The organism is Dongia sp., from assembly GCF_041918875.1.
In the GTDB taxonomy this organism is placed as follows: Bacteria; Pseudomonadota; Alphaproteobacteria; order Dongiales; family Dongiaceae; genus Dongia.
This window is the reverse complement of record NZ_JAYRUV010000005.1, coordinates 110068-128369: the sequence shown is the minus strand read 5'-3', so window position 1 is coordinate 128369 and position 18302 is coordinate 110068. Positions and strand designations below refer to the sequence as shown.

General features: G+C 62.9%; 19 protein-coding genes and 1 pseudogene. 12 read left to right on the top strand and 8 right to left on the bottom strand.

Features of this window, described 5'->3' with window-relative positions:
- The first annotated feature begins 7 nt into the window (after positions 1 to 7).
- The 3 genes from ACE3TY_RS07255 (at position 8) to ACE3TY_RS07245 (ending at position 3602) form a co-directional block, all read left to right on the top strand.
- Entirely contained in the window at positions 8 to 1174 is a 1167-nt protein-coding gene (locus tag ACE3TY_RS07255) for an adenosylhomocysteinase (protein WP_374652275.1), read from the top strand.
- A 42-nt stretch (positions 1175 to 1216) separates the two neighbouring features.
- Entirely contained in the window at positions 1217 to 1930 is a 714-nt protein-coding gene (locus ACE3TY_RS07250; protein WP_374652273.1) for an HD domain-containing protein, read from the top strand.
- Positions 1931 to 2087: 157 nt separating this feature from the next.
- Entirely contained in the window at positions 2088 to 3602 is a 1515-nt protein-coding gene (locus ACE3TY_RS07245) for a recombinase family protein (protein ID WP_374652271.1), read from the top strand.
- On the opposite strand, the pseudogene ACE3TY_RS07240 reads toward ACE3TY_RS07245, so the two are convergent.
- Positions 3563 to 4597 (bottom strand): annotated as a pseudogene (locus ACE3TY_RS07240) (YifB family Mg chelatase-like AAA ATPase); the annotation flags it as partial. The gene ACE3TY_RS07245 and the pseudogene ACE3TY_RS07240 overlap by 40 nt on opposite strands.
- Before the next feature lie 205 nt (positions 4598 to 4802).
- On the opposite strand from ACE3TY_RS07240, the gene ACE3TY_RS07235 reads away from it, so the two are divergent.
- Positions 4803 to 5468, top strand: coding sequence for a CPBP family intramembrane glutamic endopeptidase (locus tag ACE3TY_RS07235; RefSeq protein WP_374652269.1), 666 nt, complete (start codon positions 4803 to 4805; stop codon positions 5466 to 5468).
- Positions 5469 to 5510: 42 nt separating this feature from the next.
- On the opposite strand, the gene ACE3TY_RS07230 is transcribed toward ACE3TY_RS07235, so the two are convergent.
- Together ACE3TY_RS07230 and ACE3TY_RS07225 are read right to left on the bottom strand one after the other, a co-directional pair.
- The gene (locus ACE3TY_RS07230; protein ID WP_374652267.1) at positions 5511 to 6212 is read right to left on the bottom strand and encodes a pseudouridine synthase; all 702 of its coding nucleotides are present in this window, start codon (positions 6210 to 6212) and stop codon (positions 5511 to 5513) included.
- 2 nt (positions 6213 to 6214) lie between these two features.
- A complete protein-coding gene (locus tag ACE3TY_RS07225; RefSeq protein WP_374652265.1) occupies positions 6215 to 7270 on the bottom strand; it encodes a class I SAM-dependent methyltransferase in 1056 nt (351 codons plus the stop codon).
- Positions 7271 to 7485: 215 nt separating this feature from the next.
- Here ACE3TY_RS07225 and ACE3TY_RS07220 point away from each other — a divergent pair, with 215 nt between their 5' ends.
- On the top strand, positions 7486 to 7872 hold the full coding sequence (locus tag ACE3TY_RS07220) for a hypothetical protein (protein ID WP_374652263.1): 387 nt from the start codon (positions 7486 to 7488) through the stop codon (positions 7870 to 7872).
- A 36-nt stretch (positions 7873 to 7908) separates the two neighbouring features.
- Here ACE3TY_RS07220 and ACE3TY_RS07215 read toward each other — a convergent pair whose 3' ends face one another.
- Entirely contained in the window at positions 7909 to 8346 is a 438-nt protein-coding gene (locus ACE3TY_RS07215) for a GFA family protein (RefSeq protein WP_374652261.1), read from the bottom strand.
- Positions 8347 to 8667: 321 nt separating this feature from the next.
- Between ACE3TY_RS07215 and ACE3TY_RS07210 the strand changes: the two genes are divergently transcribed.
- Positions 8668 to 8820 (top strand): hypothetical protein, encoded by a 153-nt coding sequence (locus ACE3TY_RS07210; protein ID WP_374652259.1) that lies wholly within the window; start codon positions 8668 to 8670, stop codon positions 8818 to 8820.
- Position 8821: 1 nt separating this feature from the next.
- Here the strand turns inward: ACE3TY_RS07210 and ACE3TY_RS07205 are convergent, their stop codons facing one another.
- Complete coding sequence (locus tag ACE3TY_RS07205; RefSeq protein ID WP_374652257.1) at positions 8822 to 9664, bottom strand: helix-turn-helix domain-containing protein; 843 nt, start codon at positions 9662 to 9664, stop codon at positions 8822 to 8824.
- 215 nt (positions 9665 to 9879) lie between these two features.
- Here ACE3TY_RS07205 and ACE3TY_RS07200 point away from each other — a divergent pair, with 215 nt between their 5' ends.
- The 6 genes from ACE3TY_RS07200 to ACE3TY_RS07175 all read left to right on the top strand — a co-directional run bounded on the left by ACE3TY_RS07200 (position 9880) and on the right by ACE3TY_RS07175 (position 15651).
- Positions 9880 to 11322, top strand: coding sequence for an iron-containing redox enzyme family protein (locus ACE3TY_RS07200; protein ID WP_374652255.1), 1443 nt, complete (start codon positions 9880 to 9882; stop codon positions 11320 to 11322).
- The gene (locus ACE3TY_RS07195) at positions 11319 to 12806 is read left to right on the top strand and encodes an aspartate aminotransferase family protein (protein WP_374652253.1); all 1488 of its coding nucleotides are present in this window, start codon (positions 11319 to 11321) and stop codon (positions 12804 to 12806) included. The genes ACE3TY_RS07200 and ACE3TY_RS07195 overlap by 4 nt, the downstream gene beginning before the upstream one ends.
- Positions 12803 to 13642 (top strand): class I SAM-dependent methyltransferase, encoded by an 840-nt coding sequence (locus tag ACE3TY_RS07190; protein ID WP_374652251.1) that lies wholly within the window; start codon positions 12803 to 12805, stop codon positions 13640 to 13642. Before ACE3TY_RS07195 ends, ACE3TY_RS07190 begins: the two co-directional genes overlap by 4 nt.
- Positions 13639 to 13992, top strand: coding sequence for a Rieske 2Fe-2S domain-containing protein (locus tag ACE3TY_RS07185; protein ID WP_374652249.1), 354 nt, complete (start codon positions 13639 to 13641; stop codon positions 13990 to 13992). The genes ACE3TY_RS07190 and ACE3TY_RS07185 overlap by 4 nt, the downstream gene beginning before the upstream one ends.
- Positions 13993 to 14104: 112 nt before the next feature.
- Complete coding sequence (locus tag ACE3TY_RS07180; RefSeq protein WP_374652247.1) at positions 14105 to 15028, top strand: DMT family transporter; 924 nt, start codon at positions 14105 to 14107, stop codon at positions 15026 to 15028.
- A 167-nt stretch (positions 15029 to 15195) separates the two neighbouring features.
- Entirely contained in the window at positions 15196 to 15651 is a 456-nt protein-coding gene (locus ACE3TY_RS07175) for a hypothetical protein (protein ID WP_374652246.1), read from the top strand.
- A gap of 94 nt (positions 15652 to 15745) precedes the next feature.
- Here the strand turns inward: ACE3TY_RS07175 and ACE3TY_RS07170 are convergent, their stop codons facing one another.
- The 3 genes from ACE3TY_RS07170 to rpmB all read right to left on the bottom strand — a co-directional run bounded on the left by ACE3TY_RS07170 (position 15746) and on the right by rpmB (position 18279).
- Positions 15746 to 16546 carry an exodeoxyribonuclease III gene (locus tag ACE3TY_RS07170; protein ID WP_374652244.1) on the bottom strand — a complete coding sequence of 267 codons (801 nt, stop codon included), beginning with the start codon at positions 16544 to 16546 and terminating at the stop codon, positions 15746 to 15748.
- A 453-nt stretch (positions 16547 to 16999) separates the two neighbouring features.
- Positions 17000 to 17821, bottom strand: a complete 822-nt coding sequence (locus tag ACE3TY_RS07165; protein ID WP_374652242.1) for a gamma-glutamyl-gamma-aminobutyrate hydrolase family protein — start codon at positions 17819 to 17821, stop codon at positions 17000 to 17002.
- A 164-nt stretch (positions 17822 to 17985) separates the two neighbouring features.
- Positions 17986 to 18279 (bottom strand): 50S ribosomal protein L28, encoded by a 294-nt coding sequence (rpmB, locus tag ACE3TY_RS07160; protein WP_374652240.1) that lies wholly within the window; start codon positions 18277 to 18279, stop codon positions 17986 to 17988.
- Between the last annotated feature and the right edge of the window lie 23 nt (positions 18280 to 18302).

Below are 18302 nucleotides of genomic sequence, written 5' to 3'. Positions count from 1 at the left end.
GGCGGCCGTGCCGTATCATTTGCATGATGTACAACTGCGCGTTCTCAGAAAATATGCACGCCAGGAGCGAAATGCCTCTGCTTTGAACCTAACCAGGTTCTTATTGCTTGAGCATATTCTGCCAACTACTGAGGAATTTGTCCGTCATCTAGTTGCGGCAGGTGGTGAGGTATTTGCTCTTTTGGCAAAACCATACTCAATTGATGGTGCCGTCTTAAATCGTTTGATTGAAAGCGGTGTTTGTATTCATCGCAAGAGTTACGAGGAGTTGGACGACACATCGTACCTCGACCAATTGATACAATCTGCGATGTCACAGTCGGATGTGGACGGGAAGAAGATAGTAATCATTGATGTAGGCGGATACTTCGCGGCCCCTTTGGCAAGGCTACCCGTCGACAGCCTCAGACACATCTCAGGCGTTGTCGAAGACACAACCTTCGGACACAACCGATATATCAAATGTATACAAAACATTGGCGTGCCAGTGTTTTCAGTAGCACGAAGTAGCCTCAAGGAAATTGAAGCACGCTTCGTTGGCCGCGATGCCGTTGCGGCTGTCGATACGATTCTTCGTCGGCATGGCGTAACAATCGCCGGTCGAAATGCGCTGGTTATCGGATATGGAATGATCGGAAAGAATGTCGCTCGAAGTCTCCGCGCAAATGATCTGAACGTCTATGTCTACGATAGGCACGACAATCGAAACCTTAGTGCTTACATAGATGGTTTCCGGATTTACGCGAAGCGGGATCTCCTTAAGAGTGCGGATATCATCTTTAGTGCAACCGCAGACACAGCACTTTCATTTGCTGACATTGAGGAATGTAAAGACAATGTAATCCTCGTCAGCGTTGGGTCTAGAGATACGGAATTCGATATTCGCACTATCCGCGAACAAGCACTAGAAGCCTCGGAAGTCAGCCCAAATCTGAAGAAATACATATTGCCTAATTCCCGAGCTGTCTTGGTCGTGAACGACGGCGTGGCAGTAAACTTCTTAGTTCCCAGCAGACCGATTGAAATTATGGATCTTGTTTTTTCAGAGTTGTTCCTTGCCGCAATGCTCCTAGTAAAGAAGCCAGGGGAGCACTTGCCGGGGGTTGTGCACGAGATGTCTCCCTTCTCGCTGGATGTGATCGCGAAGGATTGGCTTAGGTTTGTGAACTCCTAGAATAATGAGTGCCTGTGGTTATGATATGCTTGAGGCACATCTATGAGAATTGCCGAGTCCGCAAGTTCATGCGCGAGGTTGCCGGGAAAGGAACTCACCCCGCTCTGTCGCTGGGAGAAAAAGCTTAAGTGCGAATCGCGCGCGCGAACGCAGACTGATGGAGCTCATGACTATTCTCACTTATGTCGAGTATGGGAGAATGCCAAAGCTATTGAAAGATGCGATGGCCCTGCGGATAGTCTTGTCTTGCTCGCTGGTGCCTTCTTTCATGATCTCGTTAACTTACCCAAAGATCATCCCAATCGTAAGTCAGCAGCAAGACTCTCGGCCGATGCAGCGATTCAAGTGCTGAAGAGAATGAGTTTTCCGGAATCAAAGCTTGCTAATGTTCATCACGCCATCATTGCACACAGCTATTCTGGTAATGAAAGGCCCGAGACGTTAGAGGCCAGAATATTGAGAGATGCCGACAGATTGGATGCGTTAGGTGCTATTGGAATAGCGCGGACCTTCTACGTTTCTGGTATTATGCAGTCTGCGCTTTACGACACCGAAGATCCATTTGGTGCGCAAAGACATCTGAGTGACAAAGAATACTCTCTGGACCATTTCAGAACAAAAATATTGGGCTTAGCAGACGATATGGAAACAAGGATGGGCCGCCGAATTGCTCGGTACCGCATCAAATTTGTAAGGAGGTTCATATGCGAACTTTCTGTAGAGATTGGCTGCGACCGAACTGACGTTTCGTATTGATATCGAAAAGAATGACGCGTTTATGTGCCAATATCAATTTGTGAGGCTCTAGCGGTAGACCCTAAGTAGCGGCCAGCTTGAATAGCTGGCAGCAGTTATCGCGATGAATTGATTCAGAGCGGGAGATTGAGTAGTGGCATCGCGCCCAACTGAGAGCATGCTAGCCAAGGCCGTAGGCATCTGGATTCGCGTTTCGACCGAGGATCAGGCCCGCGGGGAAAGCCCGGCACACCACGAGCGACGCGCACGCCTATATGCTGAAGCGAAGGGCTGGAAAGTCTGCGAGCTGTATGATCTCTCCGGGGTCTCCGGAAAGTCGGTCATGGAGCACCCAGAAGCGAAGCGGATGCTCGACGATATTGGACGGGATCACATTTCTGGGCTCATTTTCTCGAAACTTGCCCGCCTTGCCCGAAATACTAAAGAGCTTCTCGACTTCTCCGACATTTTCCGTGAACACAGCGCCGACCTCATATCGCTCCAAGAAGCGATTGATACAACATCGCCGGCTGGCCGCCTCTTCTACACAATGATCGCGGCAATGGCGCAATGGGAGCGCGAAGAGATATCGGAGCGCGTTGCCGTGTCTGTGCCGATACGCGCTAAGCTTGGCAAGCCTACGGGCGGACAAGCTCCCTATGGCTACCAGTGGATTGATAAGCGGCTGATACCGGAGCCAACGGAAGCACCGGTACGTAAGCTTCTCTACGACCTCTTCCTGGAGCATCGGCGCAAGAAGACCGTCGCCAAAATTCTTAACGAGCGCGGCTTCCGGACGCGGAACGGATCGCCATTCTCAGATACGACGGTAGTTCGCCTTCTCAAAGATCCGACCGCCAAAGGTTTGCGGCGGGCAAACTACACCCGGACCTCTGACAGCAAGAAGGCCTGGAAGCTCAAACCAGAGAGCGAATGGGTCTTCAGCGAAGTCGAGGCTATCGTCTCCGAAGACATATGGAATCAGGCGAACGCCATTCTCGAAAGCCAGTCGAACGGGCGGGCAAAGCCCTCAAAGCGCGCCGTTCATCTCTTCGCCGGCTTCACATATTGCTCATGCGGAGAGCGGATGTATGTGCCATCCAATAGCCCAAAGTACATTTGCGCCCGCTGCCGGACCAAGATACCGATTGTTGATCTTGAAGGGATCTTCCACGAGCAGCTCAAGAGCTTCCTATTCTCGCCCTCGGACATTGCCGCCTACATGCAGCAGGCGGATAAGCAGCTTAGCGAAAAGGAAGCGTTGCTCCAAGCCCTCGATAGCGACCGAAAGAGTAGTACCCGGGAAATGGATCGTCTGTATCGCCTCTATATGGACGAGGGCATTTCAAAGGATGCGTTTAGCGGGAAATATCGGTCTCTCGAAGAGCGGGTGAAGCAGATCGATGATGAGCTCCCGGCCCTTCAGGCCGAAATCGACCTCATGAAGATTAACCACCTCTCAAGCGAAGAGATTATTAACGAAGCCAAAGACCTCTATACCCGATGGCCCAACCTATCGAGAGAGGAGCGTCGGCAGATTATCGAAGCTATCACCGAGCGGATCACGGTCGGCAAAGACCAAGTCGATATCGACTTGAACTACCTACACTATTCGCCTTCGCTAAATGATGGTTCTTTGGCAACGCAACCTCAGGGATTCATCGCCGCCACGACCTGCACACGGGCAGGATAGGTGACATGGGCATTGGCGCGGGCGATGGAAACGCGGCCCGTTTCCATCGGCTGGCGCAAGGCCTCCAGGGTGGAGCGCTGGAATTCCGGCAGCTCATCCAGGAACAGGACGCCCAGATGCGCCAGGGAAATCTCGCCCGGCCGCGCGCGGATGCCGCCGCCCACCAGCGATGGCAGCGAGGCCGAATGATGCGGATCCCGAAAAGGGCGCCGCCGCAGCAACCTCCCCTCGGCGAGATTTCCGGCCAGGGAATGGATCATGGTGACTTCCAGCGCCTCGGCGGGCGACAGGCCCGGCAGCAGCCCCGGCAGGCGCTGCGCCAGCATCGACTTCCCCGATCCCGGGGGACCTATCATCAGCAGGTTATGGCCGCCTGCCGCCGCGATCTCCAGCGCGCGCTTGGCGCTTTCCTGTCCCTTGATGTCCTTCATGTCCAGCACCGAACCGTGATCGTCCGCCATCTTCGGTTCGGGCGCCCGCAGCACCTGCTGGCCCTTAAGGTGATGAATGAGCGCCAGCAGATTGTTCGGCGCCACCACATTGATCTCGCCCGCCCACGCCGCCTCGCCGCCCTGGGCGGAGGGACAGATGAGGCCCAGATCGTTGGCGGCGGCATGCAGCGCCGAGGGCAGCACGCCCGCCACGGCCGCCACCGACCCGTCGAGCCCCAATTCCCCCAGCACGACGAAACTGTCGAGCGCCGAGGCCTCGATGACGCCCATGGCGGCGAGCAGCCCCAGGGCGATAGGCAGATCGAAATGCGAGCCTTCCTTCAGCAGATCAGCCGGCGCCAGATTGACCGTGATGCGCTTGGGCGGCAGGGCCAGGCCGATGGCCGTCAACGCCGCCCGCACCCGCTCCCGGCTCTCCCCCACCGCCTTGTCCGGCAACCCAACGAGCGTGAAGGCCGGCATGCCGCCCGAGACCTGCACCTGCGCATCCACGGGACGCACATCGACGCCCTCGAAAGCAACGGTTCTAACGCGGGCGACCATGTTTTCAGCCTGGGACCAAGGAGTAAGAGCCTGGGGATAAATCGGGAACAATCGGTGCGTGCAATATGGCAAGGCGATGCAATCTTGGCAAGGCGTGGCGGGCGGGGGGCGGAATGTGACGGGCGTCACAGTCTGGCAGCCGCGAGTCCTGGCATTCTTCCTTTCAGGGACGGCAACATCTGGCATGCCTTTGGGGGGCGTCGCCATGACGGATATCGAGGCGGCCCTTGCCGGCCGCAAAAATCCTGCCGCGGCGATGCCGCGCCAGGCACTGTTATCGTGCTTCATCCTGGCGGCGCTGGCGATGCTGCCGACACAGGTCTACCGGCTGGGCGCCGACCAGGCCCTGCCCTGGCTGCTGGCCGATTATGCCGGCCGCCTGATGGCGATCGGCGTGCTGCTGGCCCTACCGGCCGGGCGCTGGTGCCTGCGGCGGAAGGACGATCTCAAGGTAGGCACGCTTGAAGCCGGCGCCTGGGTGCTGGGCATCGTCCTGCTGTTTCACGCCACGCCGCTCGACGCCATGCTGGCCAGCTACTTCCCGCAAAGTCCGCTCGGCTCCTATCCCAGCCCGAAGGGCCTGCTTTATGCCTTCGACATCACCCTGGGGCTGGCGCTGGTGGCGCTTCATGAGGAACTGGTCTTCCGCAAGCTCGCCGATCATGTAATGCGTGCGTTCGGCTGGGGCTTCTGGCGCATTATCATCGTCAGCGCCATCCTCTTCGGCCTCTATCACTGGTGGCGGGCGCCGGCCGGCATGCTGGCGGCGGCGATCTACGGCGTTCTTGCCATGATCTGCTACCGCCGCACCGGCTCGCTCTGGCCGATCGGCTTTGCCCATTATGTGATCGACTATTTCTATTTCGCCTGAAGGTGCCCGGCGTCAGGCCCGGATGCTTCAGGCCCGGACGCTTCAGGCCAGGATGACGCGGTCGATCTCGGCCCGCGTCAACTCGCGCCACTCGCCCTCCGGCAGGTCGCCCAATGTCAGGCCGCCCACGGTGGAACGGTGCAGCGCCTCGACATGATTGCCGGCGGCGGCGAACATGCGGCGCACCTGGTGATAGCGGCCCTCATGCAGGACGAGGCGCGCGGATTTCTCGCCGGTGACGGTCAGTTCGGCCGGCAGCAGCGGCTTGGTTTCCGATTCCAGCATCATTGTGCCGCTGGCGAAGAGCGCGGCTTCGTCGCCCTTGAGCGGCCGTGCGAGCGTCACCTCATAGACCTTCGGCACGTTCGACCTTGGCGAGATCACCCGATGCAGGAAGGCGCCGTCGGCGGTGAAGAGCAGCAGGCCCGACGTGTCGCGGTCCAGCCTTCCGATGGGCGAGATCGGTGGTTTGCGGAAGCGCCAGCGCATCGGCAGGATGTCGTAGACGATGCGGCCGGGGTCCTTGGTCGAGCAGGTCACTCCCAGCGGCTTGTTGAGCATGATGACCGCCGCGGCATCGGGATCCAGTCGCCGCCCGTCGAAACGGATGTCGGCATGGGCGATATCGCTGTCTTCGTCCAGCTCGTTGCCGGCGGCATCCGTGATGCGTCCGTTGCGGATCAGCGCCATCATTTCCTTGCGGCTGCCATAGCCGAGATTGGCCAGATGCCTGATCAGTTTCATCGTCACGTTACCGCCTGGATGTTCACGGCCTCGATGATCTTATAGCCGCCTTCGACCGCCAGCACGCGGTGCCGTGCCACATAGGCGGAGATGGTTGCTTCATAGGGCAGGTGCCGGTTGGCCACGATGAACATGCGCCCGCCCGGTTTCAGTGCCTTGGCGCCGGCGACGATGAAGCCCTGCCCGAGATCGACCCGGTCGGCCCGGCCGGTATGAAAGGGCGGGTTGCTGACGATGAAATCGTAAGACGCACGCAGGCCCGTGGTGACGTCGTGCCACAGGAAGTCGAGCCGCACGCCGTGGCCGAGCGGCGTCACGTTTTCGCAGGCGAGATCGAGGGCGACGCGTTCCGCTTCGTAGAGGTCGAGCGCCGTCACCTTGGGACAGTGCGCCAGCACCTCCGCGCTCAGATAGCCGAAGCCGCATCCCAGATCGGCGCCATGTCCGGCGAGGTCCCCGGGGAGATGCCGCGCCAGGAGCGCCGAGCCGGCGTCGATCCGGTCCCAGGCGAAGAGACCCGGCCGGCTGAGGAAGCGCGCATCCTCGGCAAGCCGCCGCGGGGCGCCCAGCGCCAGCCATTCCTGGAGCAGCGGTCGGTTGACGGTGGCCGGATAGATGCGGGCCCAGAAGACGCGGGCTTTATGCTTGGAAAGCGAGGCGACATTGCCGGCCAGCTCGGCCAGGTCGCTTTCCATCGACCGTGCGCCCTCATTGTTGGTGGCGGCGGCCACGACCGTGCTGCCGGATGCGGCCCGGGCGACGGCCTGGGCAAGCACGAAGCGCGCCTCGTCGCGCTGGCGTGGCGGCAAGGCGAGAACGAGCGGGAAAGGGCCATCCGGTGCCTCCGGCCCATGATCGCGCGGGAAATGCGCCAGGGCGAGATCCTTGGCGAAGGGCAGGAAGCTTTGCCGGCAAAGAAAGCGGTCGCGCGGCACATCCCGATCCAGCAGGGCCTGTCCCATGCGCGCGCGCAGGAAAAGTATCTCGCCGCTCCGCGGCCAGGTCAGCGCGCCGGTCGCAAGGGGCAGGAACAATGTGTCGAGCGCGGGGTCGAGCATGCAAGCTCATCTAACCCAAATCGCCACATCTGTCGCCCCCTGAAAACGCCACAAATGCGCGCCATCCGTGACTTCACCGAGCCGTGAGCCGCGGGTGCGCCGGGGTCGTGACGCCCGTCACTTCCCGACCGCCGGCACGATGCAACATGCGCCACAGCCCGGTATGGCGGGGCCACGGGGTCCGATGCCCATGACCGGTCGCAAGGAGGCCTATCATGCGTTCGCCAACCTCTCATCTGACCATGATCACCTTCGCCATCCTCGGCCTTGGCGCCGGCGCCGGCGCGGCCCTGGCCGCGAAGGACCTGCCGGTCACCGACAAGGAGTTCTCGGATATCTGCAACCGCACATCCGGCTGCATGCCGGTCGGCGATATGGGCGGCGATGTGAACGGATATCTCTACGACGATTGGATCATCCTTTGTGACGATGGCGGCTGCACCGCCTATCCGCCCGAGCGCACGGGCACGGGCAAGAACCGCAACAGCGCCGTCACGGGCCTGCTGTCGGCGCCCGACACCATGACGCCCGGCATCCCGCTGTCGCCAAAACAGGCGCTGAAGCTGAAGTCCGTCAAATCCGGAAACGTGCTGGCCAATTGAAGGGCGCGCGAGGCGAGGCCGACACCGTGCCTCGCCTCACTTTTCAGGCGGCGTCGGGCCAGGCGGCGTCGGGTCGTAGTCTTCGAAGGCTTGCGACTGGCCGACACCGTCGGCGATTTCGTAATAGTCGCCCTTGTCGGCGACGAAGATGTGCCGCGCGAGGGTGAGGCCCGTCGGGCTGTCGAGCGAGCCGGCGGTGATGCTGACATAGGGCAGGTCTTTTCCTTCCCAGAACAGGTTCGATCCGCAGATGCGGCAGAAACCGCGCCTGGCCGTGCAGGAGGATGCGAACCAGCCGAGGTTCTCGCCGCCCTCGATCTTCAAATCGTCGCGCATCGCCGCGGTCGCCGCCATGTAATTGCCGGTGGCGCGGCGGCATTGCGAACAATGGCAGGCAATGACGGGCCGCAGCGGGCCGGTGACGCGGTAATGCACCGCGCCGCAAAGACAGCTACCATGTGTCGCAGGTGACATATGCGCCTCCTCGTTCTTTCCCGCGTCCATGCTGGTCTTATTCGCGCGCTCGTCGCTGTCGCCGGAACGACTTCCTCTTGCGGGATCTGGCGCCGTCCGCTAGACTTTCAAACATGAGCAAGAACCTGACCCTCTCCGCTGCCGCCTCGCTCGGCCAGCGATTTTGGTACCGCCGGTACATATCGGCGGCCTGAGAGGTATTGCACCTTCGCTTTTGAAAACCAGGGCCGCCTTCCACCAGGCGGCCTTCGTTTTTTCCAGCCAGTGGATCATCCGGGCGCCGATCTTGAGGGAAGGCGGTCTCACCCTAGGAGACCGGACATGACCCGCTACGATTTCGACGTCATCGGCGACGCGCCCAAATTGCACCCGCGCCCGCCCGCGGCCGAGCCAGCACCCAAACCCGATCCAGGACAGCCGGCGGAAAAGCCCGCGATCCAACGGCAGCCCGCCCCGCGCGAGGATGCCGCCTGATCTACGGTTCGTCCTTGAGATAGGCACCCGGCGTCGCACCCATGATCTTGCGGAACATGGCGATGAAGGTGCTTGGATTGGCGAAGCCCAGTTCCAGGGCGACATTTTTCACGGCGCGGCCGCTGCCCAGCAGGCTGAGGCTCTTGAGCACGCGCATCTGCTCGCGCCAGCGGTGGAAGGTGAGGCCGGTCTCCTGCATGAACAGGCGTTCGATCGTCCGGTCCGACGTGCCGACCTGCGATGCCCAATCCTTGAGGCTGCGCCGATCGCCCGGATTGGCGGTCAAGGCGGCGCAGATCGGCAGCAGGCGCCGGTCGCTGGGCAGGGGAATGTGCAGGTCGCTGGTCGGCATCGCGGCGATCTGATCGAGCAGCACGTCGGCGATATGCGCGTTGGGCGTGCCCGGCGCGAAATCGCTCGGGTCGGGCGCGGTCGTCGTGATCACGGCGGCCAGGATCAGTTCGCGCAGCAGCGGCGAGACGCCCAGCGTGCAGGGTTCGCCGGGCAGGCCCGCCCGCGCGCCAGGCTCGACATAGAGCGTGCGCATGGCGGCCGCCTGGTTGACATGGATCTCATGCGTCAGCCCGCCCGGCACCCAGATGCAGCGATTTGGGGGTGCCACCCATTGCTCGCGCGCCGTCTCCACGGTCATGACGCCCGAACAGCAATAGATGAGCTGCGCCTTGCGGTGGCTGTGCGGCTCGATATGCCAGTCGGTCGGATAGTCGATCGGCACCACCAGCACCGGGACCGGCACCGCATCGACGTCGAACCATTGCGCGTCGATCGCTGCACGGGTCGCGGCCGAAAAGGACTGGGCCTGCACTTTCGGGGCCTTGGTCATGGGCGATCGGCGGGCCTGACGCTGGAGGGCAAGGCTAAGGTCTAAAATTATGTCCGCCCCATGCCCACGGCGCATCTGGAAAATGCGGGCATCTGGAATATGGAGCCGGCATCCGCCCTTGCATTTTGCGCCTTCTGATTGTGGTGCATGAATCCGGCGCGCGTATAATAGAAAAATAATTCTTTCGGTTGAAAAAACCTTCACGGAGACAGCCGATGCCCGCCGATATCGCATGCCCCGCCACGGCCATTGCGCGCTTCGCCGCCCTTGCCTGGCAGAACGAAGCCGAGGCAGGAGAACTCGTGATCGCGGGCGATCCTTTCCGCCGGCCGGCGCGGGCCAGGGATCTTTCCTTCGTCGCGCTGGACCAGCCGCTGGCAATGGACCGCCTCGCCAGCAACATGTCCCTGGCCCTGCACCGGCTGCTCTTCAATGCCTTCGAGACGGACCTCCTGTTCCTGCCCGATACCGGAACGGACGCGGCGCCGGACTGGCGCCGGTTCGATGAATTCTACGGTCCGGAAACGGCTGCCTGCGCCGCCGCCGCGCGCCCGCATCTGGAACGCCTGGCCTTTGCCGCGCTGGAGGATGAGGTCGAGCTTTCAGGTTCCTGGTCGCCGCAATTGACCCTGGCCTATTTCTGCGACTTCCTGGCGCGCGAAGAGCGCGCCCCGGGGTGCGATGAGGGCGATCCGGTCATGACGGCGCTTTTGTCGGCGCGGGACCCCCAAGCCGCGGCCCGGCATTATCTGGTACAGATGGCGCCCGATTTCCTGTCCGAAGCCTCGGCCATGGCGCGGCTGGCGCCCGGCGCCTATGGGCCGCTGCAATCGGCCCTCTTCAACATCCTCATCGACGAATATGGCGCCGCCGTCCATGCCGCCAAGCATTCCTCGCTCTTCGCCGCCACGATGGCCAGTTGCGGCCTCGATCCGCGGCCGCATGCCTATTGGCAATTCTACCAGCCCGGCAGCCTGGCGCTCAGCAACTACTTCCATTTCGTCGCCGCCAACAAGCGCCATTTCTTCCGCTATCTGGGAGCGCTCTTTTATACCGAGGCAAGCCTCGTCAACATCACGGGCCGGCAAAGCCGGACCTTGCGCCGCATCTTCGGCGAACGTGTCGAGACACGCTATTTCGACGAGCATCGCCACATCGACCGGCATCACCGCGGCATGGTGCTGGCGCGCCTCATCGAACCCGCCATCGCCGCCTATGGCGCCCGCGCCATCGCCGGCATCCTGCGGGGGTTCGAGGAATTCCGCCTGCTGCAGGCCCAGGCCGACCGCGACCTGGAAAGCCAGCTGGCCTGGGCCGGATCGCTCGCGCGCAACGATCCGCGGCTCGAACCGCACATCGCCGCCTGGCGCGCCGGCGCACTGCGGAGCGAAACCTTCCATGAAAGTCTCGACGAACGCTCGACGACGCACATCCACCCGGATGACCGCCTGCTGCTGCTGGAAAGCGGCACCATGACGTTTCATCCATCGGCGGGCGTCGCGGTGAAGCTCTGCGCCGGCGATTGTCTCTTCATTCCGCGGGGCCGGCTGCACGGGTCGGTCGTCACGTCGGTGGATTGCCTCTATCACCAGCCGATCCTGCCGGCCGAGGCGGCGGCCGGCCTGACACGGGCGCCGATGGCTGAGGTGGCGGCTTGAACTGCCCGGGCCGGGCCGATTTCGGCGCCACGCCGTTCGAGCTGCCGCAGCGGGCAGCGCGGGAACTGCTGCTGGAAGCGGCGGACCTGCTGGCCGCGCGCCATTACGCGCCGGCCCCACGGACGGTGGCGACGCTGGAGCGGGCCCGCATCGATGCGCTGCTGCCACCGGATGCGCCCGAAAACGGCGGCGGCGTGGCACGCCTGCGCGCGATCCTGTGCGACGAGTTCCTGCCCTTCACCCGCGACTACCGCCATCCGCTGCATCTGGGCCACCAGCGTCCGGCACCCAGCCTTGCCAGCCTCTATGCGGATTTCGCCACCGCCGCCTTCAACCCCACCGTCGGCATGTTCGAAGGCGGCCCTTACGCCGTCGCCGTCGAGCAGCGCGTGCTGGGCTGGATGAAGAAGCTTGCGGGCTATCCCGCAAGCGCGGTTGCCACCCTGGTCAATGGCGGGGCGGAAGCGCATCTCACGGCTCTGCTGGCGGCGCGCGACCGCGCCCTGGCGGCGGGCCGGGCCGCACGCGATTTGCATCTCGTCGTCGGGGAGCATGCGCATTACACGCTGGCCCGCGCCCATCACATCCTGGGTCTCGCGCCGGACAGGATCGTTACCGTTCCCTGCCGTGCCGATCTCGCCACGGATGTGGCAGCCCTGGCGGATCGCCTGGATGCGATCCGACGCGCCGGTGGGACCGCGATGGCGATCGTCGCCAATGCCGGCTGCACGGCCAATGCCGCCTTCGACGATCTCGATGCCATTGCCGGCCTCGCCTCGGCCGGCGGCATCTGGCTGCATGTCGATGCCGCCCATGGCGGTGCCGCCCTGCTGAGCGCGCGTCGCCGCGGGCTGCTTGCCGGCCTCGCGCGCGCCGACAGCATCATCATCAATCCGCACAAGATGTTCTTCGTCTCGGCACCCTGCGCCGTCCTGCTTTGTCGCCACCGCGCGCTTTTCGCCGCCAGTCTCGCCGTCGGGCTGGGCCGGGCGGATTACGTCATCCCCGATCCGGCGGCCCTTGCCGAAATGGAAGACGGCGCCGAGCCGCTGCGCTGGACGCTGGCCTGCACGCGCACCTTTGCGGCCTTCAAGCTCTATGCCGCGATTTCGGCCTATGGCCTCGCCGGCCTGGGTGCGCGCATCGACCGGGCCTGCGACCTCGCGGCGTTCCTTGGCCATGAACTCGATGCGGCGCCGGATTTCGAGACGCTGGGCAGGCCCGCCTTCAACATGGTCTGCTTCCGCTATGCGCCGCTCGGGCTGGGTGCAGCGACGCCGGACCGGCTCAATCGCCGGATCCGAGACAGGCTCGCCGCTGGCCCCGACGCCTATCTCACCGGCTGCGTGGCGCGTGGCGCCTATTGGCTGCGCGCGCAGGTGATGAGCGAGAATGTCGACGAAGCGTCGTTGCGCTCGCTACTGCCGCTGTTGCGCCGCACGGCAGCGGAACTCGTGCATCAGCCGGAAGGCGTGCTTGCATGACGGCCGATGCCCCGATCGCGGGCCGCGCCGGCAACGAGGCGCTGCCGCTCGCCGAAATGTGGTCGATCAGCGGACAGCTGCTGCACACGCCAGCCTATCGCCGTGAATTCGGCGCGCTGCTGGCACAGGCGCTCGGCACGCCGGCGCAATCCATCCTCGATGCCGCCTGCGGCACCGGCTTCCCGCTGATCGAATTGCACACGCTTGGATTCGATGATCTCACCGGTGCCGATGCCGATGCCGAGCTGCTGGAAAAATTCCGCGCGGCGCTGCAAAGCCGGGCGGATCCGGGGCAGTGGCAGCCGGAGCTCATCCGCGCGCGCTGGCAGGAACTGCCCCGGCGCATCGGCCGCCGCTTCGACAGCGTACTCGCCGTCGATGCCGCGATCGGCTTCATGGACAGCTGGGTTCCAGGCGCCATGCGCCAGGGCAAGGCCGCGATCTTCGCCCGCATCGTCGGCGTCCTGCGCAATTTCCACGCGGTGACAAAGGCGGACGGGCGCTTCTTCATCGGCCTGCAGAAGAACAATCGCAAGGATAACAGCTACTGCCCGATGTTCGTCGGGCGGATGCGCCTTGGCGCCGGCGAGGCCGAGGCGCATTGGAACATGAGCTACGATTGGGAGAGCCGCATCAAGACCTGGGTCAACATGGTGACCATCGAGGGCCGCACTTATGAACAGGTGCGCCAATCCTATCTCTTCGACCTTGGCGAGCTCGCCGATCTCCTGCGCGCGGCGGGGTTCGACCGGGTCGTGCAACTGCCGACCCCCGACACGCTCTACGAAGACATCCTTATTGCTCACAAGGACCGGGTTCATAAGGATCGGCCATGACGGCGGGCACCGGCTATCTCTTTGTCGAACTCGGTCGCGGCCAGCGCGAAATCTGGTGCGGCGAGACGCGCGCCTTCCTGCTCAGCGCTCCGGGTGCCGCACCGGCCATCGTCCCCGGCCGCTGCCCGCATCGTGGCGGGCCGCTGGCCCTGGGTCATTACGATTGCCGCGACCGGCAATGGCATTGTCCCTGGCATGGGCAGAAGCATGACCTTGCCTCCCTGCGCCGCCGTGCCCTGCCCGCGATCCGTCGCGGTGCCGATTGGCTGGTGGTATTGCCGGCCGGTGCCAAGGCGGACCTGCCCGTCTGTCTTGCGCGAATCCATCTTGCGCGAACTGGCCTGACCTGATCCGGCTATCCTTTGTCGGATTTGCACGATTGTGCAGGCTCGGCCGCCGGACCCGGTCCGTGCCAGATTGTCCGCTCTCGATTGTCATCGGTTCCGGGAGCAAGCCCTTCCCATGGAAATCGCCCAGGAGCTGGACGAAGAGCGCATTGAGGTCCGGGCCCAGCGGCGTCGCGGCATCTGGCTGGTGCTGGGCGCGGCCCTGGCCTGGAGCACGGCGGGTTTCTTCACGCGGGTCGTCGATGCGGATCTGTGGACCATGCTGGTCTGGCGCGGTGGATTGGGCGCCGTCGCGCTCTTCATCTTCATGCGCTTGCGTGACGGTCCTGTCTGCTGGCGCGTTCTGCATGTGGCGCGCGCACCTTTCTGGACCGCCGTCACCCTGACGGCGCTGGCGATGCTGGCCTTCATCGCCGCCCTCAGCCTCGCCAGCGTCGCCAAAGTATCCTTGATCTATGCCGCCGCGCCATTCGCCGCGGCGCTGCTGGCCTTCCTCATGCTTGGCGAACGGCCCAGCCTCGGCGCGCTCATAGCCAGCCTTGCCGCCGCGATCGGCATTGCCATCATGGTCACGCCTTCCTTCCGCGCCGGCACGGCGGGCGGGCTCGACGGCAATATTTACGGGGATGTTCTGGCGCTCTCGATGACCTTCCTCATGGCACTCATCACGGTGCATGTGCGGCGTCATCCGGATCTCCCCATGGTGGCCGTGGGTGCCTGCGGCTGCCTGCTTACCGCATCGATGGCGCTGCCCTTCGCGGCACCCTTGGCGGTGACGCCGCATGATATCTTCTGGCTCGCCATGTTCGGGCCGATCACCTCGGGCGTCGGCTTCGTGCTTTACGCCAAGGGCGCGCAGCGGCTGCTCTCCAGCGAAGCGGCGCTGCTGGGTGCCATCGAAACACCGCTGGGACCGCTCTGGGTCTGGCTGCTATTCAACGAGACGCCGAGTGCGCCGACCCTGCTTGGTGGCGGCCTCATTTTCGCAACGCTGCTCGCTTATGTCTGGCGCGAAAACCGGCTTGGCCGATCAAAATAATCTTGCAGATGTGAAAGTAGGGCGTGCCGTGCTCATGGGCTCGATATTGTCGTGAATCGGGTAGAGATTGGCGGGAAAGAATCACAGGCTTCGCTTCAGTTATTCAAGACCCCATACGATGCTGTGCCTGCAGATCGGATCGTCTGCGGACCATATGGGGAAGGAACATGGGCGTACAAGTCAGACAGACCAGCCGGAAATTCGATGCGAAGGGCGTCCTTGCGACGCTGTCGGGCGGCAGGCAGCCGGTCGTTTCCCGCGCCGGCATGCAGAGCCTCGCCATCGACACCCAGAACGTTGCCAGGATCTTGCAGGCCCTGGCGGATTTGTACGCGCTGATTGCCGAACGCCTGCTCGACCGGATTCACGACCAGCCGCGCGACCTGCGTCGGGCCCGGAAGCTCGGGCGTCATCTCGACTGGGTCGGCGCGCGCGCGCAGATGGTGGAGAGCTTCATCAAGGCGGGCGATTGCGCCATGACCTATGTCTGCGCTTCGCCCGATGCGCATGAGCGCCTGCTGCCTTTGGTGAAGCTCGCCCGGCAGCAATTGCGCGAACCTGGCCACCTCTCGGTGGCGCTCTATCTGATGGAGCGGATCGACGAGGAATTGCGGCTGACCTGAGCGACCAAGACCGGGAGCACCGAACCTCTCTCTACCCCGACCACCGTACCCTGTGACGCCTGAAGGGGATGGCCCGTAAGCCATCCCCATTTTCTCAATCGATATCGACGATGACGGCGACATGGTCGCTGGGCTGGGTCCAGCCGCGCATGTCCTTGAGGATCGTCGCATGGCGCACGCGCTTCGACATGGCCGGCGTCACCCAGATATGATCCAGGCGCCGCCCGCGGTCGTTCTTGGTCCAGTCGGCCGAACGGTAGCTCCACCAGGAAAAGAGCTTGATCGGCGGCGGCGTGACCTGGCGCACGGCATCGATCCATTTGCCGGCCTTCTGCACGGCGTTCAGCTTTTCGACTTCGATCGGCGTATGGCTGACCACCGACAGCAACTGCTTGTGCGACCACACATCTTCTTCCAGCGGCGCGATATTGAGGTCGCCCACCATGATCGCCTTGCCCTTGGCCGAGGCGCCGGCCTTGGCATGGGCCGCGAAATGGTCGCGCAGTTCATCGAGGAACCGCAGCTTGTGGGCGAACTTGACATTCTCGTCCGGGTCCGGAATGTCGCCGCCGGCGGGAATGTAGAAATTATGGAGTTCGACATCGCCGTCCAGCACGACATGGGCGTGGCGCGCATCGCCTTTGAGACACCAATCCTTGGGGTCCATCACGCGGAAGGGAATCCTGGAAAGGATGGCGACGCCGTTATAGGCCTTCATGCCGTGAAAGCGCACATGCGGATAGCCCAATGCGGTTACCGCATCCAGCGGGAAGAGGCCGTCCTCGACCTTGATCTCCTGCAGGCAGATGACGTCGGGTCCTTCCTGCTGCGCCAGGCGGCGCAACAGGTCGATGCGCAGGCGCAATGAGTTGATGTTCCAGGTGGCGATGCGCATCGTTGGTCCGTCCGGCGGATGAGGTGTCGCGAGAAGGCTGGAATTGCACGGCGAATCGGCGCGCGTCCAGCGCGGCCCCGATAGTTGAACACCTGCACAGGAATGGGCGATGCCATGCCCGGAAAATATGAACGCCCGGAAAATATGAACGCCCGGTCAGGGGAGGACCGGGCGTTCGACACTCCGTGTTAGCGGAGTCCGGTTACGGTGGGGGAGACCGCTTCCGGTGCTGGCGACAATCATTGCAACTGCCGCCATTCGCATGGAACTTAGATGATCCTGATACACCCGAATTCAAGGGGTGCGGTTCCAAAAGAATGCAATTCTGGCATGCAGCGCTGCATAACTCGGAAGTATTTGGAATCGCCGCGCGAATCCACGCTTCACGGGAATATGATCAAGTTTCGCCGGTGCATCCGGCGCCGGAAGCGGACGATCGGCAATGTCGCGGCCTCAGGCGGCCGCACCCTTTTGCGGCCTGGTCTTGCCGCGGCGCAGGGCGGCATAGGCCCGCACGGCGTCGCCGAAGGCGCGGAACAGCTTCATCGAATCCGCATTGTCGATGCAGCGATATTCCGGATGCCATTGCACGCCCAGCGCGAAACGCTTGCCCTGAACGCGCACCGCCTCGATAACCCCATCGGGCGCGCGACCTTCCACCGCCAGTCCGGTGCCCAGGCGGTCGACCGCCTGCCAATGTACCGAATTGACGGTGATTTCCCGCGCATCGAGGATTCCGGCAAAGCTGCTTCCTTGTTCAAGCTCGAGCTTGTGGGCGGGCTTGTAGATCTCGTCATAGGAACCGTCGGCACCACGATGATCCAGTTTCCCCGGCAATTCGTGAATCCGGGTATGGAGCGTGCCGCCCAGGGCCACATTGAGTTCCTGGAAGCCGCGGCAGATCGCAAAAAGCGGAATGTCGCGCGCCAGCGCCGCGCGGATCAGCGGCAGGGTGACGGCATCGCGGCCCGGATCCTGCGGGCTGTCGTCCCGGTCCGGATCGCCATTGTAATGCTCGACCGCGACATTGCTGGGGCTGCCGGTAAAAAGCACGCCGTCGACATGGTCGAGCAGCGCCTCGACCGGCATGGCGGCGCCCAGGGCCGGATAGGACAGCGGATACACGGCCGATCCCTCGATGAGGGCGGTCAGGTATTTCTCGCCCACCGTATGGTAGTTCTGCCCGTCGATGAATTTGACGCACATCGGCACTGCCACCACCGGGGCATCGGCGGGCAGGGTCTGCTGCAGGCGGTAAGGGGCCGGTTTGCTCATGATCGAACTCGTCTGATGGCGTTGTGCTGACGGAGAATCTAGCCAGCCCCCGTGGCTCTCACAACCCGCGCCGGGCGCGGGGTGGGCCCCTCATCTTTGCGGGGATAAAAAAAGGCCCGCATCTGCATGCGGGCCTTTGCGCATCGTCGCTAGGACGAGAAACTTCAGGCGGCGGCCTTGGCGGCGGCCTTCTCGATGCGGCGCTTCAGGCGCTTGGCTTCCGCCGGCAGGTTCTTGTCGGCCGTCTTGGCAAGGAAAGCGTCGAGGCCGCCATTATGCTCGATCGAGCGCAGGGCATGGGTGGTGAGCTTGACGCGGACCTGGGTGCCCAACGTGTCCGAAAGCAGCTTGGTTTCCTGCAGGTTGGGCAGGAAACGGCGCTTGGTCTTGTTGTTGGCATGGCTCACATTGTGGCCGGTCTGCACACCCTTGCCAGTGATATCGCAACGCCGGGACATGGCGGTAATCCTTCTAAGTCAAA